We start from the raw sequence: 25,750 nt of genomic DNA, 5'->3' as shown, positions 1-25,750 counted from the left end.
GCCGGCGCGCTCAGCGCGCGGCCTTCTCACCATATTGCAGGACCTGCACCTTCTCCAAGGTGATCAGGCCGCTCGACATCATGCCATCCAGGATGGGCAGGAATGCATTGATGTTGTCCTCGCTGTCGACGATCTCGATCAGCAACGGCAAGTCTTCCGAGAGCCGCAGAATCTTGGAAGTGTGGAGCCGGCTGGACTTGCCGAAGCCCATCGGGCCGCGCAGCACGGTGGCGCCGGCCAGATGCCGCTCGCGCGCCGTCATCACGATCGCTTCATAGAGCGGCTTGCCGTCGAATTGGTCGTTCTCGCCAAGGAAGATCCGGAGCGAAACTGCCTGATTAAGGATTTGCATGGTCAGCTCCTTCGCAAGCGGTTGGTGCCGCTGGCTATCATATGGCCTGCCCATACCGACACCAGCCAGCAGATGACGGATGCCGCGATATAGGCGAGCGCCGTATATTTCATGCCGCCGTGGAACAGGCGGAAGGTCTCCAGGCTGAAGGTTGAAAAGGTCGTGTAGCCGCCGCAGAACCCGGTCATGACGAACTGCCGGTGCTCGGGCCGCGCCAGCAGGCGGCCGTCGGGCCCGGTCAGCGTCGCGTAGAAGCCGATGATTAGTGAGCCGGTGGCGTTGATGAACAGCGTCGCGACCGGGAAGCCGGAGCCTGTGTCGAGCGCGAGCCCGACCAGATAGCGCGTTAGCCCGCCGACCATGCTGCCGGCGGCAATCCAGGCATAGAGCGTCGCGGTGCGCCAGCGATCGGCAGAGGAGGGGGACTTCATCTGCCTCTAGCCTCCCAGAGTGTCCGCGAGGAGGAAGCCGCAACTGACGGCCGCGAGGCAGAGCACGACCGAGACCGCGAGATTCCCGAGCGCGTGCATCGCCTCGCCGTTGCGCGCCAGCGTCAGCGTTTGCAGGCTGAACGAGGACACCGTGGTGTAGCAGCCAAGAAAGCCGGTGACCGCGAACAGCCATGGATCGGGCGCGGCGAAGACCGAGCCGGGATGGGTCGCCAATGCGCCAAAAATGCCGATCAGGAAGGCGCCGGTGACGTTGACGGTCACGGTGCCCCACGGAAACGTCTCGCCCAGCCGCCGCGCGATCGCGCCGGAGATGAAATAGCGCGCACAGCCGCCCAGCACGCTGCCGATCATAATCGCAAGCACTCCGCTCAGCACGGCGAACAGCCCCCCGTCATCGTTTCTCCTCCGTTGCCAGCCCGTTGCCGACGGCAAATAGTCCCATGAGCGCGACCAGCGCGAAGCCGAGCCCCGCCAGGAACGTGCCGGCCGGACCATAGGCATCCCACAAGGCGCCGGCGATCACGCTTGCGGCCAGCAAGGCAAGGCCGGTGAACAGGTTGAAATAGCCGAACGCGGTGCCGCGCAAGCTCGGTGGCGCTGCGTCGGCGACGAGGGCCGAGAGCAGGCCTTGCGTCAATCCCATATGCAGTCCCCACAGCACGACGCCGAGGGCGAGGCCGCCAAGGTTTGGCAGCAGCGCGAGCGCGAGATCGGCGCCGGCGAGGAAGACGAGGCCGAGCGCGAGCAGGCCGGTGCGGTTGATCCGGTCCGAGAGCGCGCCGGCCGGATAGGCCGACAACGCATAGACGATGTTCATCAGCACCAGCACGGCCGGCACCCACATCGCATTGAGCCCGATATTCTGCGCACGCAGGATCAGGAAGGCCTCGCTGAAACGTGCCAGCGTGAACACGACGCCAACCGCGACCACGCGCCAGTACACGGACCCGAGCTGGCGCATCGCAGCGGTATTCAGCGGATTCCTTGACGGCTCCCGGCCGGGGTCCGGCTCCGGCTCGCTCACCGCGAACGCGATCAGTCCGAACGACAGGAAGCCCGGCAGCACGGCCACCCAGAACACCATCGTAAAATTGTCCGCCGTCCACCACATCAGGCCGATCGCCATCAGCGGCCCGACGAACGCACCGATGGTGTCGAGCGACTGCCGCAGGCCGAAGCTCGCGCCGCGCAGACCGATAGGTGCTATATCGGCGATCAGCGCATCGCGCGGCGCGCCGCGAATGCCCTTGCCGACGCGATCGATGAAGCGCGCGGCAACCAGCCATTCGACGCTGGGGGCAAGCGGGAACAGCGGTTTTGTCAGCGCGGCCAGCCCGTAGCCGAGCGCAGCGAGCAATTTGCGCCGACCGAGCCAGTCGGACAACGCGCCGGAGAAGATCTTCGTGATCGAGGCGGTCGCCTCGGCAATGCCCTCGATGAAGCCGACGGTGAGCGTGGAGGCGCCGAGCACGGTGACGAGATAGACCGGCAGCAGCGCGTGGATCATCTCGGAAGAGACGTCCATCAGCATCGAGACGAAACCGAGCACCCAGATCCCCCTGGGCAGCCCCGCACGCGCAGCATTCGGTGTTGTCGTCATCACGTCCAGGACTTCTCCTCGGCCTCTGCTTGACCTCTCCTCGGCCTTCATCCAGGCAACAAAAAACCCGCCGGCGGCGGGTTTGTCCATGCTCCCGCCGAAGGCAGAGGCCTAGAAATTGCCTCTCCTCAAGCAGGAGTCATCAGCCCACTACGGTCACAGGCCGCCGGGCGGTTGTCGGGGGACTCCATCCCCATCTGTCCGGCCAGCCTAACATGGAAATCGCGCCGGACAAGTGGGCGAGGTGCGCTGTCCAGTGGCCCGTCAGTCCGGGAGCGGACCGCACATGACGGCATGCCGGCGCCAGCGATCGCGCAGTCCAGCGGCGCGAGCGCGGCAACATCGCGGCCGCTTTGCGTACTGCTTCGCAATTCCGCCTGCAAATGCCTAACTGGCAAATGCCTAACCGGAATGTGAAGCGCGAGCGATCTTCGGACTTTGCGGCAAGGCGATTGCATGTCACCATCAGGTCATACGACGGGAGGCTGCGATGCGCTTGCTGTTCTCGATCGGGGCTGTGCTGGTGACCGGCATGTTCGCCGGAGGGGACGTCGCGGGCATCGCGGCACCAGGACCCAAGTTTGAGTCGCCCAGACTGGCGCTACTCAAAAATCAGCCGCAGCGGCAAGCAGCCGACAGAGACGCGCAGACGGTCGATGTCGAACTGATCCTCGCCGTCGACGTCTCCTACTCCATGGACATGGACGAGCTCGCGGTCCAGCGTGAAGGCTATGCGCAGGCGATCCAGTCGAAGGAATTCCTGCAGGCGCTGAAGCTGGGCCCGAACGGCCGGATCGCGGTGACCTATTTCGAGTGGGCCGCTTCGACCGACCAGAAGATCATCATTCCGTGGCGGCTGGTCGACGGACCGGAGACCGCCGATGCCGTCGCCGCCGAAATCCTGAAGACGCCGATCCGGCGTGCCTCGCGCACCTCGATCTCCGGCGCGATCAGTTTCGCGATGCCGCTGTTCGACGAGGATCCCTATCGGGGCTTGCGCCGCGTGATCGACATTTCCGGCGACGGTCCCAACAACAATGGCACTCCGGTCACGATTGCGCGCGACGCAGCGATCGAGAAGGGTATCGTCATCAACGGCCTGCCGATCATGGTCAAGGAACCCTCCTACTCGACTATGGATATCGACAATCTCGATTTCTACTATGAGGATTGCGTCATCGGCGGCCCCGGTTCCTTCGTCATCACGATCAAGGACCGCGATAAGTTCAAGGAAGCCATCCGCACCAAGCTCTTGATGGAGGTTGCGGGCCGTATGCCGGAGCGTCCCGTGATGCGGGTTGCGGAGAAGGACAAGGAGCCGCGTGTGAACTGCATGATCGGCGAGAAGATCTGGTCGGACCGCTGGGGTCGCTGAGCGCGGCCACCGGACGAGACCTTTTGCCCTATTTGCCGGCGATGGAATTTTAACCATGCGTTTACCGTTGCGTGGCCCTAATCGGCTGCTTTCATTTGTTTCCGGATAAGGTTCTGACGTTGCTGTCGGGGCGCGAAAGAAGCGGGCCTGTCAGACACATCCGCCGAGCAACCCAATGGCCATCGTCACCTCGAGCACCAGCCAGATTTCTCCCGCTCTCGAGCGAGTGTATCACCAGAGCTCCCTGCTCGGTGAGTGGAAGGGCAATTGGGCTGGCAACAACCAGCCCGTCAGCTTCAAGGTCGTGAACATCCGCGGGGCCCGGGCGCAAGTCGAGTACACCCATAACGGGCGCACCGAGCGCGGCTTTGGCGAGGTCGCCGGTTCGCTTCTCACCTTCGGCACGGTCACGGTCGGCACCAAGGACGGCAAGAGTCTGGTGCTGTTGTCATCTGCAGGCGCGGGCAAGCAGACCGCGACTCTCGAGAAGCAGGCGCCGCCGGCCTCCGACAGCCGCCTGATGGGAAGCTGGGGCGGCTATTCCAGTGACAATGGCAAGAGCGCGAGCTTCAGGGTGCTCGCTGTCAACGGCAACGAAGCGCAGGTCAGCGTCACCACAGATGGCGTCACCCGTCAGGGCACCGGCACCGTCTACAAGAACGTCATCATGTTCGGCCAGGCGCAGATTGCGACCGACGACGGGCAGAATGGCAAGATCATCTACCAGGTCCGCAACAAGTCCTTCGTGGTGCCCGTGACCAAATATCCGCCGTCGGATACATCGTCCTCGGTGGACAGGACGGCGTAGCAGATCACGGCTGCTGCTCGCTGGACCGCGTCAGCGCCTTCAATTGCCGGTCGATCTGACGCAAGACGTCGCAGGCGGTCGCCAAAGCGCCATTGCCGATCAGTCGCCAGATCTCCGTCGCCTGCTCGTCCAGATGCGGAATTGTCAGCGGTAACCGCGCTGCTTCCATAGCGCACCCTTCTCGTTGATGAGATAGCGCTCGTTCAGTGCGAACACGATCTGCGCAACGCAGGCCAGCGACCGGTAGACGCATCCGGCGATATGGGTCTGCTCGTTACGTGCGGCCGCAAGCTCCGCATTCTCGATGCCGAAGAGGATTTCCCACTGGAAGCGCCGGATCAGGGCATCCCGCAACGGTTGCAGGTAGGGCAGCGCGATCGATTTCAACCGGTTGATCAGGTCTTGCGGATCGCGCAGTGGTTGGCAATAGGCGATCTCGCCCATCCAGATCGCCGAGCAGAAGCCGTGTGGATGGCCGGGCTGGTAGTCCATGGTGATGATGCCGGCCCGACAGGATTCCATGACGACACAGCGTCGGCGTTGCGATAGAGCAGATCGACCCTTTGTCCGCCAACGGACAGCCAGGCACCTCCGATGATCCACGGCCCCCATTCAGCGCCATCGCAAATTCATGGAGAGCGGCTTCGTCGTCCTCCCGTCATGACGGACTCGCGTCGCCTTGTCCGATCGCCAGCTTACGTTGCAGCGCGAGCGAGGGAGGGTGTCGGCGCCGGGCGTGGCTGCAGCATCGGCATGGCATATGCCGCGGCCACGCGCCGGAATCGGAAGATCAGATCCGCGCCTCCAGAATCAGATTGAAGGGCGTTTCAGCGGCGCGGCGGAAGCGCGTCAGTCCGCCCTCTCGCGCGACCTTGCGCAGCCTTGCCTCGCCCGCTTGCGCGCCCAGTGCGAGGCCCACCTCCTGGTCGAGCGAGGCCGGCGTGCAGATCATGGTCGACGCCGCATAATAGACCCGCCCGACCGGGTTGAGATTGTCCTCGAGGCGGTCGCCTGCGAACGGCTCGACCAGCATGCAGGTGCCGTCCTTTGCCATGGTCTCGCGCACGTGGCCGATGGCGCCGACGGGATCGCCCATGTCATGCAGGCAATCGAAGAAGCAGACGAGATCATAGCCCTCGGCCGGATAGGTCTTGGCGGAATGAACAGCGAAGCTGACCCGGTCGCCCAATCCGGCTTCGGTGGCCGCCTTTCGCGCGGCCTCGATCGAACCCTCGTGATAGTCGAAGCCGTAGAAGCGGGAGTTCGGGAAGGCTTCCGCCATCAGCCGTGTCGAGACGCCGTGCCCGCAGCCGACATCGGCGACCTTGGCGCCGCGCTTCAGCTTGTCCACGACGCCGTCGAGCGCGGGCAACCATTCCTGCACCAGATGATGCATGTACCCGGTCCGGAAGAAGCGGGCGGTGCCGCAGAACAGGCACTCGCTGCGCCGGTTCCAGCCGACGCCCTTGCCGGATTTGAATGCGTCCGAGATCTTCGGCTCGTCGAGAAACGCCGAGGCAATGACATTGCCGAACGCGCCGAGGAACACCGGACTGTCCTCATCGGCAAGCGCCATCGCCTGCTCCGGTAGCATCGAGAATTTTGCCGAAGCGGAATCGTATTCGATGTAGCCGGACGCCGCCTGACTCGCGAGCCATTCGCGGACGTAGCGCTCCGCCGTCCCGGTGGCGCTTGCGAGCTCGGACGAGTTCATCGGTCCCTTGGCGGCAAGGGTACGGTAGAGACCGAGCTTGTCCCCGAGCAGGACCAGCGACGCATTCATCGCCGCCCCGAATTCGGTGACCATCTTGCCCATAAAGGCATTCAACTTGTCGGAATTGACCTCCATGACAGCCTCCGTGCTGACGCGCCCCCTTAGGTGGGTCAATCTGGCATGGGGGAAGTTCAAATTGGCAGAAAAACGTGATCCCGGAACTCAGGGAAGAATGGTGTCGCTATGCTGGCATTCATGATGTCTGGTGGGTATAATTCGCAAGCTTTTCGACGGTTATTTGAATGTTCAGGCTTACACCCTCTTGCGGTCTCGCGGTTTTTCTTGCCCTGCTCTGCCTCGGCGAAGCGCCGGCTCATGCGCAAGCCGCACCCCTGCAATATTGGATCCCCGGCGGACCTTTTGGATTCGGCGGTGTTGCCGGCCAGAGCGCCGATAGCTACGGCATTTTCCCGAGCTTCAATGGCGGCGACGCAAGCGGCCGCAGCAATTCGAACGGCTTCTTTGTCGGCAGCCAGCATGGCAATCTCAATTGGAGCGGCCTCAGCCCGGCCGGACTGAGCGGCAATTTCAGCGCGCTCTCCTACGACAGCACGCAGTTCGGCTACAACACCAAGACCGCGGGCGGCATGCCCGTCACGTTCTTTGCCGGGTTCGACACCCTGAAATACGGCGGCGGCATTGGCAGCTCGCTTGCGCCGCTCACCTCCAGCGCCTCGCCCGGCTACGGCGCATTTGCGGGTGTCGAGTTCAAGCCGACCTCCAACCTCAGCCTGTCGTTTGGGGCCGGGTTCACCCAGCAGGACTCGGGCCGCATGGACAGCGATCTCAGATCGAACATGCTGCCCGGCGAGTCGCCGGCGTTGAGTGGCCTTCGACGCTAACTAGCGCGTGAACTTCGCAACGAGCTCGACATGCGGCGTGTGGCGGAACTGATCCACCGGCACGACTACGTCGATCTTGTACCCGCCATCGATCAGCAGCCGCGCGTCGCGGGCAAAGGTCGCGACGTTGCAGGAGACCGCGACCACCACAGGCACCTTGCTCGCGGCGAGCTTCAAGGCCTGCGCCTGCGCGCCCTGGCGCGGCGGGTCGAACACGATGGCGTCGAAATCGCGCAGCTCCGGTGCCACCAGGGGACGGCGAAACAGATCGCGCGGCTCGGCCTTGATCGGCTTGAGACCCGGCGTGCGCGCGGCCTTTGCGAGCGCCGTAATGGCGCCGGCGTCGTTGTCATGGGCAGTGACGCGGGCCTTCTCGGCGAGTCGCAACGCGAACGGACCAACGCCGCAGAAGAGATCGAGAACGTTCTTCGCCTTGCCGATGCGCTCGGCGACCAGCGACGCGAGCGTCTCTTCGCCGGCGACGGTCGCCTGCAGGAATGAGCCCGGCGGCAGCGTCACCTCGGCGCGGCCCATCTGCAGGGTCGGTGGCAGGCGTTGCAGCACCAGTTCGCCGTGCCGTGTCAGCCGCGCCAGGCGGTGCTGCTCGGCGACGCGCGACAGCGCCGTCACGAGCGACGTGGGCAGCGGGCCGGAGCCGCGCACGTCGACATCGAGACCGTTGGCGGTCGCGGTGACCTGGATGTCCAGCGGTTTCGTCACCGGCATTTTGGACGTCAGCAGCTCGGCGAGCGCCCAACCGGCATCGAGTGCACCCTCGAGCCCGGGATCGAGGATCGGGCAGCGATCAATCGGGATGACGTCGTGCGCGCTGGCAGCCGAAAAGCCGACCTTGAGGATGTCATGGGTGCCGAACCGGCCGTGCAGCGTGATGCGCCTGCGCCCCGCGCCGTGAGCGTCGACCAGCGGCGTCACCTCGCAGTCGATGCCGGCCTGGGCCAGGGTCTCGACCACGATGCCGCGCTTCCAGGCGTGATACGGTTCAGTCGCCCAGTGCTGGATCGCGCAGCCGCCGCAGACGCCGAAATGCGGACAGAACGGCGCGACGCGCTCGGGACTGGCGACGTCCACTACCAGCAGCTTGCGGCGGTCGGGATGATTACCGACGACATGATCGACTTCGACGGTCTCGCCGCCGAGCGTGTAGGGCACATAGATGGCATCGCCAGCGTCGAGCGAGACGCCGTCGCCGCGATGGCCGACGTGATCGATCGTCACGCGCTCAACCACGGCGCGCGCCCAGGAAGAATTCGATGTTGCCGTCGCCGCCGGTGATCGTCGACGGGAACACCTCGATATCGGTGCAGCCGAGCGAGGCAGCAAAGGCGGCGATGTCGTCGCAGATCTCGCGGTGCACGGCGGCGTCGCGGACGATGCCCTTCTTGTTGTGCTTCCGGTCCGCCTCGAATTGCGGCTTGATCAGCGCCAGCAGGCTCATCGGCGCGGCGGCCAGCGACAGCGCGATGGGCAGCACCGTCTTGAGCGAGATGAAGCTGACGTCGATCACGACGACATCGGGCCGCGCCGGCAGGCGCTTGCCGTCATAGGCGCGGATGTCGGTCTCTTCCATCGACACGATCTTGGCGTGACCGCGCAGCGAGGGATGCAACTGGCTGGTGCCGACATCGAGGGCAAAGACGAGGCTCGCGCCATTCGCCAGCAGTACCTCGGTGAATCCGCCGGTGGAGGCGCCGACGTCGAGGCAGACATGGTCCTCGATCTCGATCGGGTAGCGCTCCAGCGCGCCGGCGAGCTTGACGCCGCCGCGGGAGACGTAGGGGTGCGCGGGCTCGGCCTGGATCACGGCGTCCTCGGCGATGGTCTCCGACGGCTTTGCGACCTGCTTGTCGTCGGCGGTGACGAGCCCGGCCTCGATCGCCGCGCGCGCCCGCGCCCGGCTCTCGAACAGGCCGCGCTCGACCAGCAGAACATCCGCGCGCTTGCGGGCAGGGGACATCATCTCTCCGAAGACGCCTGAGGCGCTTATGTAGCGATCAATCGCGCGGCCGCCATCCGGACGCAAGCCTCGAACGCGGCCAGATCGTGCCAGACGTCGATCGGCATCTGCGCCGGCGTCACCAGCGGGCAGCCATGCAGCTCCAGCGCGTGGATCATCATGAGATTGTCGACGAGGCCAAAATCCTCGACCGTCAGCCCCTGCGCGTCGACCAGCCGTCCGTCTTCGGACGTCACGTCCATGAAGCGACTGACACGGTCGGCATAGGCGGCACCGTCATTGGAATAGGCGAGGCAGAACTTGCGGCGGCCGGCCATGTAGCCGAGCTCGTAGACGGTGCCGGGATCGGCGCCGGCGCCGCGGAACGGCGTGAGGTTGGCGATGATCGCATCGGCCGCGTCCATCATCGCCTCGTTGCCGCAAAAGATCTGCCGCGAGGCGTCGGGCGCGGCGAGGTCGATTTCGTTGTCGAGGGGATAGAGGCCGGTGACGCCGTGCGCGGCACAGACCGCGACTTTGTGCCGGCCGATCTCGACCGCATCTGGCAGGAACACGTCGGGGCCTGCCAGATAGATTTTCATCACAGCTGCTTCGCGGAAGGTCGAAGCTCGCTATCAGGCGAGCTTGACCGTCTCGGCCTTGACGTCCTTGCCGAGCGCCTCGAACACCTTGGCGACGATGCCCTTGGCGTCGAGACCGGCACGACCGTACATCGCCGCCGGGGTGTCGTGGTCCTGGAACACGTCGGGCAGCACCATGGTGCGGAACCGCACCAGGCCGCTGTCGAGCGCGCCCTGATCGGTCAGATATTGCGCGACATGCGAGCCGAAACCGCCGACCGAGCCTTCCTCGATCGTGATCAGGATCTCGTGGTCGCGCGCGAGCTTGAGCACGAGCTCGGTGTCCAGCGGTTTCATGAAGCGCGCATCAGCGATCGTGGTCGAAAGGCCGTGGGCTGCAAGCTCGTCGGCGGCCTTCTCGCATTCGGCGAGGCGCGTGCCGAAGGAGAGCAGGGCGATCTTGCTGCCCTGGCGGACGATGCGGCCCTTGCCGATCTCGAGCGGAATGCCGACTTCGGGCATCTCGATGCCTCGGCCTTCGCCGCGCGGATAGCGCAGCGAGCTCGGACGATCATTGATCGCGACCTGGGTTGCAACCATGTGCACCAGCTCGGCTTCATCGGACGCGGCCATGATCACCATGTTCGGCAGACAACCGAGATAGGCGTTGTCGAACGAACCGGCATGGGTGGCGCCGTCGGCGCCGACGAGGCCGGCGCGGTCGATGGCGAAGCGAACCGGCAGGCTCTGGATCGCGACGTCATGCACGATCTGGTCGTAGCCGCGCTGCAGGAACGTCGAGTAGATCGCGCAGAACGGCTTGTAGCCCTCGGTGGCGAGACCGGCGGCGAACGTCACTGCGTGCTGCTCGGCGATGCCGACGTCGAAGGTGCGGTCCGGGAACGCCTTGTTGAAGATGTCGACGCCGGTGCCGGAAGGCATGGCCGCGGTGATGGCGACGATCTTGTCGTCCTTCTCCGCTTCCTTGACGAGGCTCTGGCCGAATACGTTCTGATAGGCCGGCGCGTTCGGCTTGGACTTGGCCTGGGTGCCGGTCGCGACGTCGAACTTGACGACCGCGTGGTACTTGTCGGCGGAGGCTTCCGCCGGGCCGTAGCCCTTGCCCTTCTGCGTCACGACGTGGAGCAGGATCGGGCCGGTCTCCATGTCGCGCACGTTCTTCAGCACCGGCAGGAGATGGTCGAGGTTGTGGCCGTCGATCGGGCCCACGTAATAGAAGCCGAGCTCCTCGAACAGCGTGCCGCCATCCATCATGAAGCCGCGGGAATATTCCTCGACGCGGTTGGCTCGGTTGGCGAGGATCTTGGGCAGGCGCTGGTTGATCTGCTTGGCCACATCGCGCAGCGTGCGATAGGTCTTGCCCGAGTAAAGCCGCGACAGATAGGCGCTCATCGCGCCGACCGGCGGCGCGATCGACATGTCGTTGTCGTTGAGGATGACGATCAGGCGCGAGTTCATCGCCCCCGCATTGTTCATGGCCTCATAGGCCATGCCCGCCGACATCGCGCCGTCACCGATGACGGCGATAACGTTGTTCTTGCCGCCGGAGAGGTCGCGCGCGACCGCCATGCCGAGGCCGGCGGAGATCGAGGTCGAGGAATGCGCGGCGCCGAACGGATCGTAATCGCTCTCGCTGCGCTTGGTGAAGCCGGACAGGCCGCCGCCGGTGCGCAGCGTGCGGATGCGATCGCGCCGGCCGGTGAGGATCTTGTGCGGATAGGCCTGGTGGCCGACGTCCCAGATCAGCCGGTCGCGCGGGGTGTCGAAGACGTAATGGATTGCAGTGGTGAGCTCGACCACACCAAGGCCTGCGCCGAAGTGACCGCCGGTCACCGAGACGGCATCGATGGTCTCCTGACGCAGCTCGTCGGCGACCTGGCGAACCTGCTCGACCTTGAGTTTGCGCAGGTCGTCCGGCGTCCGGATGGTGTCGAGAAGCGGCGTTTTACTATATGCGTTCACGGCGATTTCCAATTTGTCAGCGCCGGAAGATCGTTCCGGCGCGCGATGGGTTTGCTCAATATCGGCGCAGCGCGAGTCCTTAAACCGTCGGAGCCACCTGCATGGGGCAAAGCCCCGTCTTCAAGCTTAGGTGAGCTTAAGTGCTCTCCGGTTCAGTCTCTGTGATCCCTGTCACTTAGATCGGCTTCGTCCATCCCAGCCAATTCATCAGCAGTTTGAAGCGCTTGTCGTCGGTAATCAGTGCCCACGCAAGGCTTACAAAAAGCCACACTCCGCGCAGCTTTACACCAAAGCTTGGGCCAAAGCCAACCCGCTGGGCCCGATTACGGGCATGCACCTGCAACCCGCGGGCCAGAGTGGTTAATCCTGGCGCCATCGGAAGGGTTCCAAGCTAGCCCGGTTCCTCGGCAAGGTTTTTCGCGTGGGGAAGCTATTTTTAGGCCGGATTCAGGAGGACGAGGGGCGCTCTGAGGGAGGTTCCATAATCTCCGGAGCGCCGGTTCCCTGGAATCAAGCAGCAGCAACGCCGACGGCGGCGTGCGATCATGAAAAATTGCCGGTGCGCGCTGCGTGAGATAGGCGGCTTTGAAGGCGGCCCTTACTGGACGTCGAGCGGCGCGGTGCCGGTCGCCTGGCCGCTGGCATCGGTGGTGATCTTGTCGACGCGCGCCTCGGCCTGGCGCAGCAACTCCTCGCAGCGGCGCTTCAGGGCCTCGCCGCGCTCGTAGATCGTCACGGATTCCTCGAGCGGCACCTTGCCGTCCTCGAGCCGTTTCACGATCGTTTCGAGCTCCTCGATGGCGCGTTCGAAGGTCAGCCTGGAGATGTCGATTTGGGTATTTTCGGCCATATAAGTTTCCGATTGCCCGATTCGCTTCACGTCGGAGAAAGCAAAGTTTTGCGGGCGCAATGTGGCGGGTGTGTCAGGCGCCCATCAGGGCGCCGACATGCGCCGTAACAGATTCTTTCAGTCCTTGCAGGTCGTAGCCGCCCTCGAGCACAGAAACAACGCGCCCTCCGGCGGTCTTGTCAGCGAGGTCCATCAACTTACGCGTCACCCAGGCATAATCCTCCGCGCGCAAATTCAGCGACGCCAGCGGATCGCGATAATGCGCGTCGAAGCCGGCAGAGATGACGAGCAGCTCCGGGCTGAATTTTTCGAGCTGCGGCAGGATCAGATTCTCGAACGCGATGCGGAATTCCGGCCCGCCGTCCTCGGAGGCGAGCGGTGCGTTGACGATGGTGTCGTGGTCGCCGCGCTCGCTCTTGGCACCGGTGCCCGGAAACAGCGGCATCTGGTGCGTCGAGCAGTACATCACGGTCGGGTCCGACCAGAAAATATCCTGCGTGCCGTTGCCGTGATGCACGTCGAAATCGACGATGGCCGCGCGCTTGATGCCGTATTTACGCTGCGCGTGGCGCGCGGCGATGGCGACGTTGTCGAAGAAGCAGAAACCCATCGGCTTGCCGATCTCGGCGTGGTGGCCGGGCGGGCGCACCGCGACGAAGGCGTTGCGATGCTCGCCCGCCATCACCGCTTCGGTCGCCGCGACCGCGCCGCCGACGCCGCGCATCACCGCTTCCCACGTGCCAGGCGACATCGAGGTGTCGCCATCGATATAGACCTGTCCGCTGGTCGGCGCGATGTGGCGCAGCTCCGTGACGTAGTGCTCGTTGTGGCAGAGCGTGACGAGGTCGAGATCGCCCTCCGGCGCCTGGTCGCGCACCAGGAACTGGAAGCGCTCATGCGACAGCGCTTCCTCCACCGCGCGCAGGCGGTCCGGCCTTTCAGGGTGTCCCGGCGGCGTGACGTGGTCGAGGCAGGCCTTGTGGGAGAGGAGAAGCGTACTCATCAGTCGGCCTCATGGGATGCGGGCTCTCGACGTCGCTTGGCGCATCCGGCGCCAAAACGCAAATGCAAAACCCAATCTATGCGTTCCCCCGGGAATGGCAAAGGGTGTCCCGGAGCGGCCTGTTTGATCCGGATCAATTCACGCGCAGGATGCGGCTCAGCGGCAGCGGTCCGATCGGTCCGTGCGCCCGGAAGAACGCGAACAGCGCGTCAGCGTCGTAGCCGCCATATTGCGGCCCCGTGCCTTGTTTGGCGACCGTAAACCCGTCGCCCCCGACTGCGAGGTAATCGTTGAGGGTGACGCGGTAGCCGCTTCCGGCTTCGATCAGCCTGCCATTGAGCGTCATCTTCTCGTTGATCACGCGCTCGCCGTATGGCTTCGCCGCATCCCAGGCGTAACTGAACCCGTTCGAGACCTGGAGAATCCGCGGCCGCTTCGGATCGAGCCATTGCTGCTCCAGCATGTCCTTGAGCTGGCTGCCCGTGAGCGTCATGGTGACGAGCCGGTTGCGGAACGGCTGGCTGGCGAAAACGTCGCCGAAGGTGATCGCGCCGTTCTCCTTTGGCACGATGTCGGTGCGGATGCCGCCGGGATTGGTGAGCGCGATGACGGCGCTGCCGTCCTTGGCGTCCCTGGTCGCGGCCAGCTGCGCGTCCGCAATGACGTCACCGAGCGGGCTTTCGCCGGCCTCGTTCGGCACGCGTGACAGCGTCTGCGTCACCGATCCAGCCGGGCGATTGGCGATCGGCGCCGAAAGCCTGTCGTAAGCGTCGATCAATGCGGTCTGCTCGGGATCCCTAGGCAGCGAGGCATTGGCGACGAGGACGTTCTCGGCCCTAGCGCTGACGATGTCGCGCGTTGCCGGATCGAGCTTGAGGTCGATCGCGGTGACCAGAGTACCGTATTTGTCGCCGCTGGTGACGAGCCGCCCGTCAATATCGCAGACATAAGCACGATGGGTGTGGCCACTGACGACGAGGTCGACGGCGCGATCGATTTTTTTCACGATGTCGACGATCGGCCCCGTGATAGCAGGGCATTCATTGTAGTCGCCGGCCGGCTCGCCGCCCTGGTGGATCAGCACTACGATCGCCTCGACCCCACCCGCTTTCAGCTGCGGCACCAGCGCGTTCACCGTTTCGGCTTCGTCGCGGAATTCGAGGCCGGTGATGCCCGATGGCGAGACGATGCCCGCGGTGTCCTTCAAGGTCAGCCCGATGAAGGCGATGGGGATGCCTTCGAATTCCCTGATCTCGTAAGGCGGCAGCACGCTCTTGCCCGTCGCCGTCTCGATGGTGGACGCCGCTAGATAGCGGAATCTGGCGCCCGTAAAGGAATGCGGCCCCTGACAGCCGTCGACGGGATGACAGCCCCCGTTCTGCATCCGCAGGAGCTCGGTCTTGCCTTCGTCGAATTCGTGATTGCCGACCGAGCTGATCGCGAGCCCCATCATCGAGAGCGACTCGATCGAAGGTTCGTCGTGGAACATCGCCGACAGGAACGGGCTCGCGCCGATCAGGTCGCCGGCGGCGACGAAGATCGTGTTCTTGTGGCCCTCGCGCAGCTGCTTCACCAGCGTCGCCATGTATTCGGCACCGCCGGCCGCCACCATCACCTTCCTGGCCTTGTCCTCGGGATCGCTGATCCGGATGCCGCCCGGCGGCGGGCGCAGATTGCCGTGGAAATCGTTGATCGCCAGGATGCGCAGCTCGACGGGTGCGGCGGTTTGGGCGGACGCGGGCAGGGCGGCGAGCGCGAGCGAGAAGACGGTCAGCCGGAGAACATGTTGCATGAAACCAGACTAGTCGTTCCGCACGAAGATTTCACGAAGCTTTCTTCCTTCTCCCCGTCTCGAGAAGGTGTCGCGAAGCGCCGGATGAGGGGGGGTCTCCGCAAATTCAAATGTGAGTTCGACTCGCGGATAGAACCCGTCACCCGTCTCGCCGCTTTGCGGCGAGCCAGGCTCTCCCGCCATGGGAGAGGGAAGACAGCCTACCGCTTCTTCCTGTTCATAAACGCGTTGAACGCGGCGGTGGCTTCTTCCGACTTCAGCCGCTCGCCGAACAGATGGGCCTCCTGATCGATGCGGCGGGTGAGCTCCTCGGATGCGACGCGGAGCAGTTTGCGCGAGATCGCGACCGCTTCGGCGGGAAGCCGGCAGATGTCGCGCGCCACCTTGCGTGCCTCGACCTCGGTATGACCCGGCGAGACCACGGTGTTGACGAAGCCGGCGGCATGCGCTTCCGCGGCCGTAAAAGTCCGTCCCATCACCAGCATGGCGAAGGCGCGCTGGTAGCCCATCGTGTTCGGCATCAAGAGGCTGGACGCGCCGACCGGCACGAGCCCGAGATGGATGTAGGGCGCGGAGAAGGTCGCCGCGTTCGAGGCCAGCACATAGTCGCAATGGAACAGCATCACGGTGCCCATGCCGATCGACGCGCCGTCCACGGCCGCGATCACCGGCTTGGCGTTGAGAGCTAGCGAATAGAGAAACTTGGCGCCGTCGGACAGCGTCTCGGGGCGCGACGTGTCGGCGTGCATGAAATCGTCGATGTCGTCGCCGGCGGTGAACACGCCGGAGCCCCCGGTGATGATCATGCAGCGGATGTCGGGATTGTTCTGCGCGGTGTCGATCGCGCGGCTCATCTCCCGATACATGTCCTGCGTGATCGCGTTCTTCTTGCTCGGGCGGCGCAGGGTGATCACGCGCGTTCCGCGCTCTTCGCTGACGACGATATTGCCATTCGGCATGAGGGGCCCCTGCGGTCGCCGCGATACTGACATTGCTAGACTCGCGAAACGTCAGCCTACATCATCTTGCAGGCGTGCCAATGCGCTAGCGCGACCTTTTGGAGACCGAATTCGCCCGAGACGGGCGCATCACGCTCGCCGCCGTGTTCCGCGTTGCAATGATCAACCGCCATTTTCGATTGAAAAACCACTGGTTGTGGTGCACGATCGCCTCGCGCCGTTCCATTTGGCCGATTGCCCGATTGATGATTGCCGCCACTCGTGTTGACGAATCCTCGCTGCACTATCGCGGCTGGCGCGTCGTGCTGGCCTGCTTCCTGATGGCTTTCTTCATGTTCGGCTTCGGCCTGTACGGTCAGGGCGTCTATCTCGCGGAACTGCAGCGCGCCCATGGCTGGCCGGGCACGCTGGTCTCCGCGGCCAGCACCTTCTCCTTTCTCCTGACTGCCGTCCTCGTCATCTTCACCGACGATCTGCTCGCCCGCATCGGGCTGCGGTCGCTGATCCTGTGCGGCCTGTCGGCGCTCGGCGCTTCGACGGTGCTGCTGGCGCTGCTGCAGACGCCGTGGCAGCTCTATCTCGCTTATGCGCTGATGTCGGTCGGCTGGACCGGCATGGGCACGGTGGTGATCGCGACCGTGCTGAACTCCTGGTTCGAACGGCGCCGCGGGCTCGCGCTCAGCCTCGCCTACAACGGCGCGACCTGCGGGGGCATCGTGCTCGTGCCGCTGCTGCTGTCGCTGAGCGGCAGCATCGGCTTTCGTTCCGCGATGCTGGCGGCCACGCTGGCGATGGTGGTGCTGGTGCTGCCGGTGGTGGTCATCTTCACCGGGTGGCGAACCGAAATGCCGCCGACGTCGGGTGGGAATTCATCCACTGGCGGCACTGCCTTGCCTTCGGTTCACTCACGCAAGACGCTGCTCGCCAACGCGGCGTTCTGGACCATGGTGCTGCCGATCGCGGTCGCGCTGCTGGCGCAGATGGGATTCATCATCCATCAGGTGACGTTCCTCGAACCGCTGATCGGCCGCGCCAGTGCGGGCCTTGCCGTCACCGTCATGGCGGCGATGGCGGTGGTCGGGCGCCTCTCGCTCGGCCTGTTCGTGGACCGGCTCGATCCGCGGCTCGCCTGCGCGGCATCGATGACGAGCCAGGCGGCGGCGCTGTTCGTGCTTCTGCAAAGCACGAATCCGACCGTGCTGCTCGTGTGCTGCGCCGTCTACGGTTTCTCGATCGGCAACATGATCACGTTTCCGCCCTTGATCATCCAGCGGGAGATCGGCGCGAGCGCCTTCGCCGCTGCGATGGGGCTGGGCACCTCGATCAGCGGCATCGTCAGCGCCTTCGGCCCCGGCATCGTCGGTCTCGTGCGCAGCGTAACCGGCGACTACACGAGCGCGTTTGCGATGTGCGTGGTGCTCGACGTGGTGGCGGCGAGCGTCGTACTATGGCGGCCGGGGCGACGTACGAAGCTTGCGGCTTCGTAGCCCGGATGGAGCGCAGCGCAATCCGGAATTCGTGTCACCAGCAATGATGGCCCCGGATTGCGCTGCGCTCCATCCGGGCTACGCGTCCCAGCTACCCCAACAGCACCGCATCCGCTGCCGCGACCGACTCCGCACTCTCCGTCACGGTGCGCTCGAGCGCGCCGGCCTGCACGGCGATGTTCTCGGCGAAGAAGCGCGCCAGCGAGACGTAGCGCCCGGCGTCCGCGATGCCGTCGGATTTCGCGGCGAGCGCTTCAGACGCCAGCATGCAGCCGCCGAGCGTGGCGCCGAACTGTTGCAGATACGGCGTCGCGCCGGCCAGCGCCTCGTTCGGCGCGGAAGGAAGCCGCTCCAGCAGCCATTTGCTGGTGCGCGTCAGCGACTCCAGTGCCTCACGCAATTTCACGCCCGTGGTGCCGAAGGCGGGATCGTTGGAGGCTTCGACCTGCTTCACGATTGCGGAGAGTTCGTCGAGCAGCGCCCACACCGACGCGCCGCCGTTGGCCGCGAGCTTTCGCGTGACGAGGTCGATGGCCTGGATGCCGTTGGTGCCCTCGTAGATCGCGGTGATGCGGGCATCGCGATAGTGCTGCGCCGCGCCGGTCTCCTCGATGAAGCCCATGCCGCCATGCACCTGCACGCCGAGATAGGCGACCTCGTTGCCGATGTCGGTCGAATAGCCCTTGGCCATCGGCGTCAGCAATGCCGCACGCGCGGCAGCGTCGGCGCGGACCTTCGGATCCCTGGCACGCGTCGAGACGTCGATCGCCACCGCGGTCGCATAGCAGATGGTGCGCGCCGCAGCGGTCTGCGCCCGCATCCGCATCAGCATGCGCTTGACGTCGGGATGCACGAAGATCGCATCGGAACCGTCACCCTTGTTGCCGAGGGCGCGGCCCTGCTTGCGCTCTTGTGCGTACGACAATGCCTGCTGATAGGCACGGTCGGCAACACCGACGCCTTCGAGGCCGACGCCGAGGCGGGCCTGGTTCATCATCGTGAACATGCAGCGCATGCCCTGGTTCTCTTCGCCGACCAGGAAGCCGATCGCGCCGCCATGATCGCCCATGGTCATGGTGCAGGTGGGGGAGGCATGCATGCCGAGCTTGTGCTCGACGCCGGAGGCAAAGATGTCGTTGCGCGCACCCAGCGAGCCGTCTTCGTTGACCATGAATTTCGGCACGAGGAACAGCGATATCCCCTTGGTCCCTGCGGGCGCGTCCGGCAGGCGCGCCAGCACGAAATGCACGATGTTGTCGGTCATGTCGTGCTCGCCGTAGGTGATGAAGATCTTCGTCCCCTTGATGCGATAGGTGCCGTCGGCCTGCTTCTCGGCGCGGGTGCGCAACGCGCCGACATCGGAGCCGGCCTGCGGCTCGGTCAGCTGCATCGTGCCGGTCCATTCGCCGGAGACGAGCTTCTCGAGATAGATTTTCTTCAGCTCGTCGCTGCCATGCGCGTCCAGCGCCTCCATCGCCGACGCCGTCAGCAGCGGGCAGAGGCCGAAGGCGACGTTGGCGGCGCTCCAGATCTCGCTGCAGGCGGCGTTGATCGCGAGCGGCAGGCCCTGGCCGCCGAAATCCTCGGGGCCGGAGACCGCGTTCCAGCCGCCCTCGGTCCAGCGCTTGTAGGCATCCGGCCAGCCCGGCGCGGTCGTGACCTTGCCGTCGCTGAGCTTGATGCCGTGCTCGTCGCCGACTTTGTTGAGCGGCGCCAGCACGTCGGTTGCGAACTTGCCGGCTTCCTCCAGCACGGCGCTCACGATATCGCCGTCGAAATCGCCGTAATGGCCGGCCTCCATGGCAGCTTTCAGGCCGGCGCCGTGGTTGAGCGACAGCAGCATGTCAGAGATCGGCGCGCGGTAGGTCATGGCTCACTCCCGTGGACAGTTCTTGGCGCCGTATTCCCATGAAACGGGGGAGGTCTCAACTGTCAGGAGGGTGGCGGAACGCCCGTCGGCAACGGGCTGGCGTAGCGCTCCTGTAAGGCATGGCGCGGCGCCACCGGCGCCTGTGGTATTTTGCCCCTCCGGGCGGTTGAAATGCCGCGCCTCTCCCTATAGACCGGCACCACTCGAGGGAATCCGCGGACGCTCCTGTCGCCGCCGTTTCCCGAGGGCCTGATGGGGCGTAGCCAAGTGGTAAGGCAGCGGATTTTGATTCCGCCATTCGGAGGTTCGATCCCTCCCGCCCCAGCCAGCGCTTAAGCTGCTGAGTTCGTTATGTAAGCAGCTCTGATGCCGCCGAATTTTTTGAACGCGTTTGGAAATGGAGCTTCTGATGCTCGTTCCCGAATCAAACTAAACGGCGTCGTGCATTACATCGACCATAGTGGCCTATCTCCGTGGCTTTCATCTCAGTATATACCGCCGAGGCTACTTGGGGTGGTCTGTTACGCCCTCATCGTAGGATAGGGTACTACAGCGAACAATCGGACAAGCAGTCGAAATAATGCATTGGTGCGGAATTCGCCGTGCTGTCCATCATTTCCTACAACACAGTGGAGGAGGCGATCGAGATCGCCAACGACACTGTCTACGGCCTCGGCGCCCACGTGCAGGGCACGGATATGGAAACGGTGCGGGCCGTAGCCGGAGAGATCCGGTCTGGTCAGGTCCATGTGAACTATCCTGACTGGGACCCGAACGCACCTTTCGGTGGATACAAGCGTTCCGGCAACGGCCGGGAGTACGGCCTAGAGGGGTTTTGAAGAATATCTCGAGACAAAGGCCGTTCTCGGATTCTACTCATGAAGTTGCTCTCGTCGCATCGGGTCTTGGCGCTCGTCACGACCAGCGTCCGCCAATGCAAAAGTGTTTCCGGCCGTGATGGCACACGCGTCGGAATCCGCAGAACACCTTCTGGCTCAAGGTCGGGGCTTTGACGGCTGGCTGAGTTGGCCCGTGAGTTCAGTTCGCCCGACATGTGGAGCGGTATCTCATATTTCTCCAGGCCATTTCGAAATCAATCTGTCGCGAGAAACCCGTGCGGCCGTGGATAGATGGCTCCGCGTCGCTGAAGCAAACCGATGGTTCGCGCGATCTTGGGTTGGAAGATGGGCACGGCCGTTATGTTTCGATATCGTACGGTTGCCGTTGAGCCCGGGAAGTCGATTCCTGGATGCACTGATCGATTCAGGAATTTCGCTTGTGGAAGGTGGCTGCGGAACCTGCGAGACACGCGTGATCGAAGGCATGCCGGATCACCGCGAGCAGTTTCTGAGCAAGCAGGAACAAGAGACAAACAAGACGATCATGATTTGCTATTCGGGTGCAAAGTCGAAAAAGCTGACCTTGGACCTCTAAATAGGCCCAACCGACTGCCAACGTCTAATGACAAAACGTGCGCCTTGTCCGATGCGGGGATTCGCGAGGCGATGCCCGCGGCACGAACGGCGGCGGTAACGGCCGAAGGGGACAGCCCCAGCACGGAAACAGTGCCTACTGCTCCCTCGCGCCCTATTGCGGCGCTGGCGACCGTCTGTCCGTTGGCCATGTCGATCATCACAGAAATGGCGCCACTATGAGGAAAGAGGACGTGCTCGGTCTGGTCACCCGCCTGCGAGACGACCGCATCCCGATCGAGCGCTACCATCTCTAGCTCGGGCGCCAGCAGATCGAGGTCCGCCGCCGGTAGTGCTGCCAGAGTCGGTTACCAATTTCGGCGGGAAGCGTCACTGCGGCCTCCTCTAACGATCGCCGCATCGCATTTCGAGCGTCATGGGGCGGCCAACTCGAACTTTGTTTGAATCCGCCTACGCCTCGCGCCCCGAAGTCCAATTCAGCTGCGGAAGCTCTCAATCTCAAAAACTCCAACCACACGCGCTCGGAGGCGAATTGTTGTCTCTCAGGGTGATTGAGGAGTTAGGTCCCAGCGCGCCGCTGCACAATTGCGAAATGCGCATGGGTAATACCATAGGGTCCGGTTCCCGGGACGCGGCAAACGCCGCGGCGATCTCGGAAGTGTGGGGCTCGGCTTGACCTAGAAGCTCAACAGCTACGTGATGAAGTCCGGTCATTTCCGCCAGGACACAAACGAGACAGTCTGCTTAGGAAGGTCCGGCAGAACGAAATCACGTCTCAGTAACCGAGTGGCTGACCTTGCCAAGATGGCAGCCACCGAAATAGGGCGCCTCCGTTGGCAGCATGAGTGGCGGCTCAAACGAGCATCCACATCGTAAACGCGGCGCAGAGGCAGATCGTGACCACGACAGTCATTCCGGCAAAGAAGCGCTCGGTCCGGTCCATGTCGATCATCTTCCAGATCGATCCACGTCCATAAACGTTTAAAGGCTCCTGCTTGCGCCTGTCGTAATCTGTCAGAGCTTACGTCCCATTAGATGGTGTGAGCGCTCTGCGAACTGGCATTCCAGCAAATTCGATCTGAGGGGCTTCGAAACCAACTGAATCAGCTGGTTGCTAACCGCTATCTGCAAGCCCACACCGAGCAGCTCTTGACCCTGAGTACGGCAACGCTCGTTGCGTGTGTCGGGCTCTTAGTGTCCAAGTTGCAGTAACTGATAGCCCTCCGAGGCTCGCGCAATAGCGGGGGTTGTGTTGATCAATTGGCATCGGTCGTCGAGCAGGTTCGTGGTCCAATGCGGCGAGACAAAGTAAGGATCAAACGTCGGAGTGATGAAAAGCTAACCATAATCGAAGAAGGATCGCTCAAAAGTTCACTGCTGCTGGTGCGAACCTTATTGCATGCCTGCGCAGAGCACAGGCGGACGACGCTCTGGCGCTGACACTCGACATTGCACTCAGCGCTGGGACTGCTCACCTGCTTTGATGGATGGCGGACAAAAGGCTCCAGTCATCGGACTGGAGCCGCCACCTTCCTAAGCGCCTCCGCGAGGGGGATTGCGGGCAGTCGGAAGAGCGGGGTTTATCGATCTAGTCAATGTTTCAACCGGATGCACGCTAGCGGCAAAAGTCAGACTATTGCGCTGTCATAAAACCAGTCAAACACCGGGCTTGTCATTTCAATCTGCGAGACTTTAACTCTGACACTCAGAAATAACAGGTTTGTCAAAAACAAGCCGAAGGGGGTCCGCAGTGGAGAAGGTGCGACGCTTACGCGCGATGGGTTCGCTGTGTCGTCAACAAGCAGCGTACAATGGCGTGAATAAATGGAAGCTCCTCGCGGAAGCAGAATACTGGGAGCACTTGGCTGAGCTTGAGCTGTCGTCCCATTTCCAAGAATGCAACGTCGCTTGTGCAAATGAAAGAACAGAGCCTCAAGCACGCACAGAGGCGAATGATTACTCGCGCCGGGAGACGATTGCCCCCGAAGCAACGGCGACCACGAATGACGCGCAGTGTGCGCTTATGCCCCTATGAGCAAGATCCTCGTCGCGGCAATCGAAATGTGGGTTGGTCCAGCGCGCCAGAGTCGGCGACCTTACTCTTCTGGCCTATATGTCGCGATTTTGCGCGCGCCTTCCCAAAGCTCGACGACTTGGCCGTTAACGAGCTGCTTGGCTCGTTCGCTCGCCGTTGGTTCGTCGACGCAATCAAGTTCAAGGCGAAGCTGTATGTGGCCGTCCGATCCAAGAATGTAGGCTCGATACTCCGGCATGAGTTGCTCCAAAACATCAGTTCCGAAGCTGAAACCCGAGAAAATTACAACAACATCAAGAAGCTGTCCATTTAATTAGGACGATACTCCCATCCGTTCCCGACGGATCACTGCTCTGGACATACTCAAGAGCGCCACCGCCGCTGAGGAGGTACACGTTCGGATTCACCCAACCCCGAATATTAAGCTGCCTTCGTTGCATTGCATGATCGATTAAATACATTTAACGAATTAAATTCGGATAACTGAAAATAATGTGGTGCCTCTGTCGGTCCGAAGACGTTCGTGACGTGGATGTCATGCCTCGACAGAAGATGACGATCGACGTGAATTTTTGAGGACCTGCGGTAGATTTGCGGCCGTAACGCCGCCCGCCATGACCTTGCTTCTATCGACCTCACTCACGTCAAACGCCATCGCTGCGTCTGGGGCAAAAGGTGTGAACGGAGGTGGGGCAGAGCACCATCACCATGAGCAAAACCTCGAACACCATCCTCACGACCGGGACGACGATTAATTGATGAGGGAAGAGGTCCGCCTCAGGCACTCCGGGGCCTCTGCCTTGTAAGCACATGGCCGATAGTGCCACAAACAGCATCAATGTCGTTAGGGGCACCATTCCGGCGCATCATGCTCGCGCGCCGAGAGCGTCGTCGGTCGTGGCGACGTGCAGCGTGTTCAGACTGCGGCCATCGGGCAGCGGAACGGATCAGCAATCACGCCGCTGTCAGTCTCGATTGCTCATCATGCTTCGTGCTACTGCAGTTTCTGGTTGTTGGCTACTTCTCGCGCTAAACTAAGCTCAAGCTCAGTGAGCTTTTCGATCAAGTGCTCCACGATCTCCGCGCAGTCCGAATGCGTCAGCGAATGCACTCCGCGCGATGTCAGTTGGTTCTTGAGGATAGTCGCCATCATGGCTTTGACGCTCATGGACCGGCCTCGTCTGAAAAATCGGATCGTCACAAAATCAATCTGAAGTAGACGTTGAATATGGACGACACGCAACGGCAAGAAGTTTGGTTCAACCTCCGTACAAGTACGGGCGGCGCTCGCGCTATGTTGGTTGCGAAGCACGTTGCCGTTGCAACACCAAAGCAGCGCTTCGCTCCGAATTCGGGACTTACGAAACAATTCGTTAGCTTTTATCTGGCCTGCTAGGTGCGTGCCGATTACCGCCGATTGCGGCACATGGAATGGGAATACCGGCCCCGGCTGTTCCTCCCAACCTGCGGCCGGGGCCGTTTGAACTTGCACTGCACCGTTCAACCCGGTCCACGACAATGTTTAGAGGCATTGCCATCACGCTATTTGGGCTGACCATTCTTTCGCAGCTCGATCAGACGCTCTTCTATGGTCGAAATACTGGCGCCGCGCTCAGGCTTGTGCGGGACATTAGTCGTGGTTCCGGCCTGTAGGTCAGCCGTGCTGCGCTCCTTCGGGCGGGGCATGCGCGAGCTTCCTCGACGGCTACTTCTTCAACAATACCCCTATCGTTCGCGCCATTCGCCTCACTGATCCTGCGTGACGGCCCAGCTCGGCTGCAATCTTCGATACGCCAGCGCCCGTCCGTGCCAGCTTCGACAATTGCTGGACCTCGCGTTCGGTCCATTGTTTTGGCTTCGGTGTTTTCATGGTGCGGCACTTGGGTGATATTCGCGGGTTGAAGTCGCCGTTGGCCCAATTGCGACTACGGAGGCCATCGAGATTGTCGGCTCGGAACGGAAGTCAGAGAAGGAAGGGGCGCTGTCCGAGACGGCTACTCGGAAGCCGATGATCTGGTTGCAATCTATCGAATAACCAAGCAAATCCGCGAACTGCTCTGGCATCGCGATAAATCCTGACAACATGCGCGCGTGTCGCGCGTTGGTCCGCGAGCAAGCTCGGCGGTCGCTTGCGTATGAGCGACGCCATCGGAAAGCACCCGTGATCAAGCACGTGTAAATGACGAACGTCCCAACTCCCGAAGAGCGCCGTGCGATCGAAGCGAAGGTTTCGCCACAGCGGCGAGCCGAGATCGACGGCCTCGTCAAATCGCTGGCACCGGTTATCGGCGATTTCGTGCTGGCAGCGATCACGCCGCTGAAAGACCGGATCAAGGCACTCGAGTCGCGCCCGACGCTGCGCTACCTGGGCATTTGGGATGCATCGCGGACATATCCGCCGGGGTCCTTCGTCACGCATGCGGGTTCAGTCTGGAATACCAACGTGGAAAACACCGGCGTTCGGCCGGGTGAAGGCGGAAATATTTGGAAATTGGCTGTGAAGCGCGCTTCAAAATGAAAATTTTAGACGATGCAAATGCAGAGTTGTGCCGCCGTCGGGATATTGCGCTCACCGCCTATGCGCGCCGTCTGCTCGCTCG

Annotated in this window: 27 protein-coding genes, 1 tRNA gene, 1 pseudogene and 1 riboswitch; of the genes and pseudogenes, 10 read left to right on the top strand and 19 right to left on the bottom strand. The window is 62.9% G+C overall.

Annotation, left to right across the window (positions count from 1 at the left end; all coding sequences use genetic code 11):
- Positions 1–10 precede the first annotated feature (10 nt).
- Genes IVB07_RS28045 through IVB07_RS28030 form a run of 4 tightly spaced genes read right to left on the bottom strand, consistent with a single transcriptional unit; the run spans position 11 to position 2,404 of the window.
- The gene (locus tag IVB07_RS28045) at positions 11–352 is read right to left on the bottom strand and encodes a DUF190 domain-containing protein (RefSeq protein WP_085384121.1); all 342 of its coding nucleotides are present in this window, start codon (positions 350–352) and stop codon (positions 11–13) included.
- A gap of 2 nt (positions 353–354) precedes the next feature.
- Positions 355–783, bottom strand: coding sequence for a fluoride efflux transporter CrcB (gene crcB, locus IVB07_RS28040; RefSeq protein WP_018456248.1), 429 nt, complete (start codon positions 781–783; stop codon positions 355–357).
- Positions 784–789: 6 nt separating this feature from the next.
- Positions 790–1,188 (bottom strand): fluoride efflux transporter CrcB, encoded by a 399-nt coding sequence (crcB, locus tag IVB07_RS28035; protein ID WP_162847276.1) that lies wholly within the window; start codon positions 1,186–1,188, stop codon positions 790–792.
- A gap of 7 nt (positions 1,189–1,195) precedes the next feature.
- Positions 1,196–2,404: an MFS transporter gene (locus IVB07_RS28030; RefSeq protein ID WP_051112995.1), complete on the bottom strand. Its 1,209-nt coding sequence runs from the start codon at positions 2,402–2,404 to the stop codon at positions 1,196–1,198.
- 126 nt (positions 2,405–2,530) lie between these two features.
- Positions 2,531–2,608: riboswitch (Fluoride riboswitch) on the bottom strand.
- Positions 2,609–2,894: 286 nt separating this feature from the next.
- Between IVB07_RS28030 and IVB07_RS28025 the strand changes: the two genes are divergently transcribed.
- Entirely contained in the window at positions 2,895–3,779 is an 885-nt protein-coding gene (locus IVB07_RS28025) for a DUF1194 domain-containing protein (protein WP_018456251.1), read from the top strand.
- 175 nt (positions 3,780–3,954) lie between these two features.
- Positions 3,955–4,587 (top strand): hypothetical protein, encoded by a 633-nt coding sequence (locus IVB07_RS28020; RefSeq protein WP_018456252.1) that lies wholly within the window; start codon positions 3,955–3,957, stop codon positions 4,585–4,587.
- Between the two features lie 4 nt (positions 4,588–4,591).
- Here IVB07_RS28020 and IVB07_RS28015 read toward each other — a convergent pair whose 3' ends face one another.
- The 3 genes from IVB07_RS28015 to IVB07_RS28005 all read right to left on the bottom strand — a co-directional run bounded on the left by IVB07_RS28015 (position 4,592) and on the right by IVB07_RS28005 (position 6,436).
- Positions 4,592–4,756: a hypothetical protein gene (locus IVB07_RS28015; protein WP_018456253.1), complete on the bottom strand. Its 165-nt coding sequence runs from the start codon at positions 4,754–4,756 to the stop codon at positions 4,592–4,594.
- Positions 4,732–5,109, bottom strand: coding sequence for a hypothetical protein (locus IVB07_RS28010; RefSeq protein ID WP_018456254.1), 378 nt, complete (start codon positions 5,107–5,109; stop codon positions 4,732–4,734). Before IVB07_RS28010 ends, IVB07_RS28015 begins: the two co-directional genes overlap by 25 nt.
- Before the next feature lie 268 nt (positions 5,110–5,377).
- Entirely contained in the window at positions 5,378–6,436 is a 1,059-nt protein-coding gene (locus IVB07_RS28005) for a class I SAM-dependent methyltransferase (RefSeq protein ID WP_018456255.1), read from the bottom strand.
- Between the two features lie 167 nt (positions 6,437–6,603).
- Here IVB07_RS28005 and IVB07_RS28000 point away from each other — a divergent pair, with 167 nt between their 5' ends.
- The gene (locus tag IVB07_RS28000; protein ID WP_018456256.1) at positions 6,604–7,203 is read left to right on the top strand and encodes a hypothetical protein; all 600 of its coding nucleotides are present in this window, start codon (positions 6,604–6,606) and stop codon (positions 7,201–7,203) included.
- Here the strand turns inward: IVB07_RS28000 and IVB07_RS27995 are convergent, their stop codons facing one another.
- From IVB07_RS27995 to IVB07_RS27955, 9 genes are all read right to left on the bottom strand, one after another.
- Positions 7,204–8,451 (bottom strand): methyltransferase, encoded by a 1,248-nt coding sequence (locus tag IVB07_RS27995; RefSeq protein WP_018456257.1) that lies wholly within the window; start codon positions 8,449–8,451, stop codon positions 7,204–7,206.
- Positions 8,444–9,178, bottom strand: a complete 735-nt coding sequence (locus IVB07_RS27990; RefSeq protein ID WP_026233121.1) for a TlyA family RNA methyltransferase — start codon at positions 9,176–9,178, stop codon at positions 8,444–8,446. The genes IVB07_RS27995 and IVB07_RS27990 overlap by 8 nt, the downstream gene beginning before the upstream one ends.
- 26 nt (positions 9,179–9,204) lie before the next feature.
- The gene (locus IVB07_RS27985; RefSeq protein ID WP_018456259.1) at positions 9,205–9,759 is read right to left on the bottom strand and encodes a nucleoside 2-deoxyribosyltransferase; all 555 of its coding nucleotides are present in this window, start codon (positions 9,757–9,759) and stop codon (positions 9,205–9,207) included.
- A 33-nt stretch (positions 9,760–9,792) separates the two neighbouring features.
- A complete protein-coding gene (dxs, locus tag IVB07_RS27980) occupies positions 9,793–11,721 on the bottom strand; it encodes a 1-deoxy-D-xylulose-5-phosphate synthase (RefSeq protein WP_026233122.1) in 1,929 nt (642 codons plus the stop codon).
- Positions 11,722–11,896: 175 nt separating this feature from the next.
- Positions 11,897–12,097 (bottom strand): hypothetical protein, encoded by a 201-nt coding sequence (locus tag IVB07_RS27975; RefSeq protein ID WP_085361378.1) that lies wholly within the window; start codon positions 12,095–12,097, stop codon positions 11,897–11,899.
- A 222-nt stretch (positions 12,098–12,319) separates the two neighbouring features.
- Positions 12,320–12,571: an exodeoxyribonuclease VII small subunit gene (locus IVB07_RS27970; RefSeq protein ID WP_007594646.1), complete on the bottom strand. Its 252-nt coding sequence runs from the start codon at positions 12,569–12,571 to the stop codon at positions 12,320–12,322.
- 73 nt (positions 12,572–12,644) lie between these two features.
- Positions 12,645–13,574, bottom strand: a complete 930-nt coding sequence (locus tag IVB07_RS27965) for a histone deacetylase family protein (RefSeq protein ID WP_018456262.1) — start codon at positions 13,572–13,574, stop codon at positions 12,645–12,647.
- A 133-nt stretch (positions 13,575–13,707) separates the two neighbouring features.
- Positions 13,708–15,366 carry a bifunctional metallophosphatase/5'-nucleotidase gene (locus IVB07_RS27960; RefSeq protein ID WP_018456263.1) on the bottom strand — a complete coding sequence of 553 codons (1,659 nt, stop codon included), beginning with the start codon at positions 15,364–15,366 and terminating at the stop codon, positions 13,708–13,710.
- 200 nt (positions 15,367–15,566) lie between these two features.
- Complete coding sequence (locus IVB07_RS27955) at positions 15,567–16,325, bottom strand: enoyl-CoA hydratase-related protein (RefSeq protein ID WP_018456264.1); 759 nt, start codon at positions 16,323–16,325, stop codon at positions 15,567–15,569.
- Between the two features lie 245 nt (positions 16,326–16,570).
- Here IVB07_RS27955 and IVB07_RS27950 point away from each other — a divergent pair, with 245 nt between their 5' ends.
- On the top strand, positions 16,571–17,812 hold the full coding sequence (locus IVB07_RS27950) for an MFS transporter (protein ID WP_085352688.1): 1,242 nt from the start codon (positions 16,571–16,573) through the stop codon (positions 17,810–17,812).
- 91 nt (positions 17,813–17,903) lie between these two features.
- On the opposite strand, the gene IVB07_RS27945 is transcribed toward IVB07_RS27950, so the two are convergent.
- Positions 17,904–19,682, bottom strand: coding sequence for an acyl-CoA dehydrogenase (locus tag IVB07_RS27945; protein ID WP_018456266.1), 1,779 nt, complete (start codon positions 19,680–19,682; stop codon positions 17,904–17,906).
- Between the two features lie 253 nt (positions 19,683–19,935).
- Here IVB07_RS27945 and IVB07_RS27940 point away from each other — a divergent pair.
- The 3 genes and pseudogenes from IVB07_RS27940 (at position 19,936) to IVB07_RS27930 (ending at position 21,116) form a co-directional block, all read left to right on the top strand.
- Positions 19,936–20,010: transfer RNA gene (locus tag IVB07_RS27940), tRNA-Gln, on the top strand.
- Positions 20,011–20,284: 274 nt separating this feature from the next.
- Positions 20,285–20,564, top strand: a pseudogene (locus tag IVB07_RS27935) (aldehyde dehydrogenase family protein); the annotation flags it as partial.
- 75 nt (positions 20,565–20,639) lie between these two features.
- Positions 20,640–21,116, top strand: coding sequence for a 2Fe-2S iron-sulfur cluster binding domain-containing protein (locus IVB07_RS27930; protein ID WP_083926417.1), 477 nt, complete (start codon positions 20,640–20,642; stop codon positions 21,114–21,116).
- Here the strand turns inward: IVB07_RS27930 and IVB07_RS40770 are convergent.
- Positions 21,064–21,405 carry a cyclic nucleotide-binding domain-containing protein gene (locus IVB07_RS40770; protein ID WP_338014020.1) on the bottom strand — a complete coding sequence of 114 codons (342 nt, stop codon included), beginning with the start codon at positions 21,403–21,405 and terminating at the stop codon, positions 21,064–21,066. The genes IVB07_RS27930 and IVB07_RS40770 overlap by 53 nt on opposite strands.
- Before the next feature lie 1,713 nt (positions 21,406–23,118).
- Here IVB07_RS40770 and IVB07_RS27920 point away from each other — a divergent pair.
- Together IVB07_RS27920 and IVB07_RS27915 are read left to right on the top strand one after the other, a co-directional pair.
- Complete coding sequence (locus IVB07_RS27920) at positions 23,119–23,463, top strand: hypothetical protein (protein ID WP_157642962.1); 345 nt, start codon at positions 23,119–23,121, stop codon at positions 23,461–23,463.
- Positions 23,464–23,722: 259 nt separating this feature from the next.
- On the top strand, positions 23,723–23,905 hold the full coding sequence (locus IVB07_RS27915; RefSeq protein WP_247363548.1) for a hypothetical protein: 183 nt from the start codon (positions 23,723–23,725) through the stop codon (positions 23,903–23,905).
- Positions 23,906–24,144: 239 nt separating this feature from the next.
- On the opposite strand, the gene IVB07_RS27910 is transcribed toward IVB07_RS27915, so the two are convergent.
- Positions 24,145–24,318, bottom strand: coding sequence for a hypothetical protein (locus tag IVB07_RS27910; protein WP_162847274.1), 174 nt, complete (start codon positions 24,316–24,318; stop codon positions 24,145–24,147).
- A 1,011-nt stretch (positions 24,319–25,329) separates the two neighbouring features.
- On the opposite strand from IVB07_RS27910, the gene IVB07_RS27905 reads away from it, so the two are divergent.
- Positions 25,330–25,668 carry a hypothetical protein gene (locus tag IVB07_RS27905; RefSeq protein WP_247363546.1) on the top strand — a complete coding sequence of 113 codons (339 nt, stop codon included), beginning with the start codon at positions 25,330–25,332 and terminating at the stop codon, positions 25,666–25,668.
- The last annotated feature ends 82 nt before the right edge of the window (positions 25,669–25,750 follow it).

It is taken from the genome of Bradyrhizobium sp. 172 (assembly GCF_023101065.1).
In the GTDB taxonomy this organism is placed as follows: domain Bacteria; phylum Pseudomonadota; class Alphaproteobacteria; order Rhizobiales; family Xanthobacteraceae; genus Bradyrhizobium; species Bradyrhizobium canariense_D.
This window is presented reverse-complemented; position numbering and strand designations above follow the sequence as displayed.

Bases quoted from the DNA above. Each gene is read 5' to 3' on its own strand.
- IVB07_RS28010 (WP_018456254.1), bottom strand. From the start codon at position 5,109: ATGGAATCCTGTCGGGCCGGCATCATCACCATGGACTACCAGCCCGGC.
- IVB07_RS27990 (WP_026233121.1), bottom strand. From the start codon at position 9,178: ATGTCCCCTGCCCGCAAGCGCGCGGATGTTCTGCTGGTCGAGCGCGGC.
- IVB07_RS27920 (WP_157642962.1), top strand. From the start codon at position 23,119: ATGACGCGCAGTGTGCGCTTATGCCCCTATGAGCAAGATCCTCGTCGC.
- IVB07_RS27910 (WP_162847274.1), bottom strand. From the start codon at position 24,318: ATGAGCGTCAAAGCCATGATGGCGACTATCCTCAAGAACCAACTGACA.
- IVB07_RS28005 (WP_018456255.1), bottom strand. From the start codon at position 6,436: ATGGAGGTCAATTCCGACAAGTTGAATGCCTTTATGGGCAAGATGGTC.
- IVB07_RS27955 (WP_018456264.1), bottom strand. From the start codon at position 16,325: ATGCCGAATGGCAATATCGTCGTCAGCGAAGAGCGCGGAACGCGCGTG.
- IVB07_RS27960 (WP_018456263.1), bottom strand. From the start codon at position 15,366: ATGCAACATGTTCTCCGGCTGACCGTCTTCTCGCTCGCGCTCGCCGCC.
- IVB07_RS27970 (WP_007594646.1), bottom strand. From the start codon at position 12,571: ATGGCCGAAAATACCCAAATCGACATCTCCAGGCTGACCTTCGAACGC.
- IVB07_RS28025 (WP_018456251.1), top strand. From the start codon at position 2,895: ATGCGCTTGCTGTTCTCGATCGGGGCTGTGCTGGTGACCGGCATGTTC.
- IVB07_RS27945 (WP_018456266.1), bottom strand. From the start codon at position 19,682: ATGACCTACCGCGCGCCGATCTCTGACATGCTGCTGTCGCTCAACCAC.
- IVB07_RS28030 (WP_051112995.1), bottom strand. From the start codon at position 2,404: ATGACGACAACACCGAATGCTGCGCGTGCGGGGCTGCCCAGGGGGATC.
- IVB07_RS27930 (WP_083926417.1), top strand. From the start codon at position 20,640: ATGGCACACGCGTCGGAATCCGCAGAACACCTTCTGGCTCAAGGTCGG.
- IVB07_RS40770 (WP_338014020.1), bottom strand. From the start codon at position 21,405: ATGGTAGCGCTCGATCGGGATGCGGTCGTCTCGCAGGCGGGTGACCAG.
- IVB07_RS27985 (WP_018456259.1), bottom strand. From the start codon at position 9,759: ATGAAAATCTATCTGGCAGGCCCCGACGTGTTCCTGCCAGATGCGGTC.
- IVB07_RS27975 (WP_085361378.1), bottom strand. From the start codon at position 12,097: ATGGCGCCAGGATTAACCACTCTGGCCCGCGGGTTGCAGGTGCATGCC.
- IVB07_RS28015 (WP_018456253.1), bottom strand. From the start codon at position 4,756: ATGGAAGCAGCGCGGTTACCGCTGACAATTCCGCATCTGGACGAGCAG.
- IVB07_RS27950 (WP_085352688.1), top strand. From the start codon at position 16,571: ATGATTGCCGCCACTCGTGTTGACGAATCCTCGCTGCACTATCGCGGC.
- IVB07_RS28020 (WP_018456252.1), top strand. From the start codon at position 3,955: ATGGCCATCGTCACCTCGAGCACCAGCCAGATTTCTCCCGCTCTCGAG.
- IVB07_RS27905 (WP_247363546.1), top strand. From the start codon at position 25,330: ATGACGAACGTCCCAACTCCCGAAGAGCGCCGTGCGATCGAAGCGAAG.
- IVB07_RS28045 (WP_085384121.1), bottom strand. From the start codon at position 352: ATGCAAATCCTTAATCAGGCAGTTTCGCTCCGGATCTTCCTTGGCGAG.
- IVB07_RS28000 (WP_018456256.1), top strand. From the start codon at position 6,604: ATGTTCAGGCTTACACCCTCTTGCGGTCTCGCGGTTTTTCTTGCCCTG.
- IVB07_RS27965 (WP_018456262.1), bottom strand. From the start codon at position 13,574: ATGAGTACGCTTCTCCTCTCCCACAAGGCCTGCCTCGACCACGTCACG.
- crcB (WP_018456248.1), bottom strand. From the start codon at position 783: ATGAAGTCCCCCTCCTCTGCCGATCGCTGGCGCACCGCGACGCTCTAT.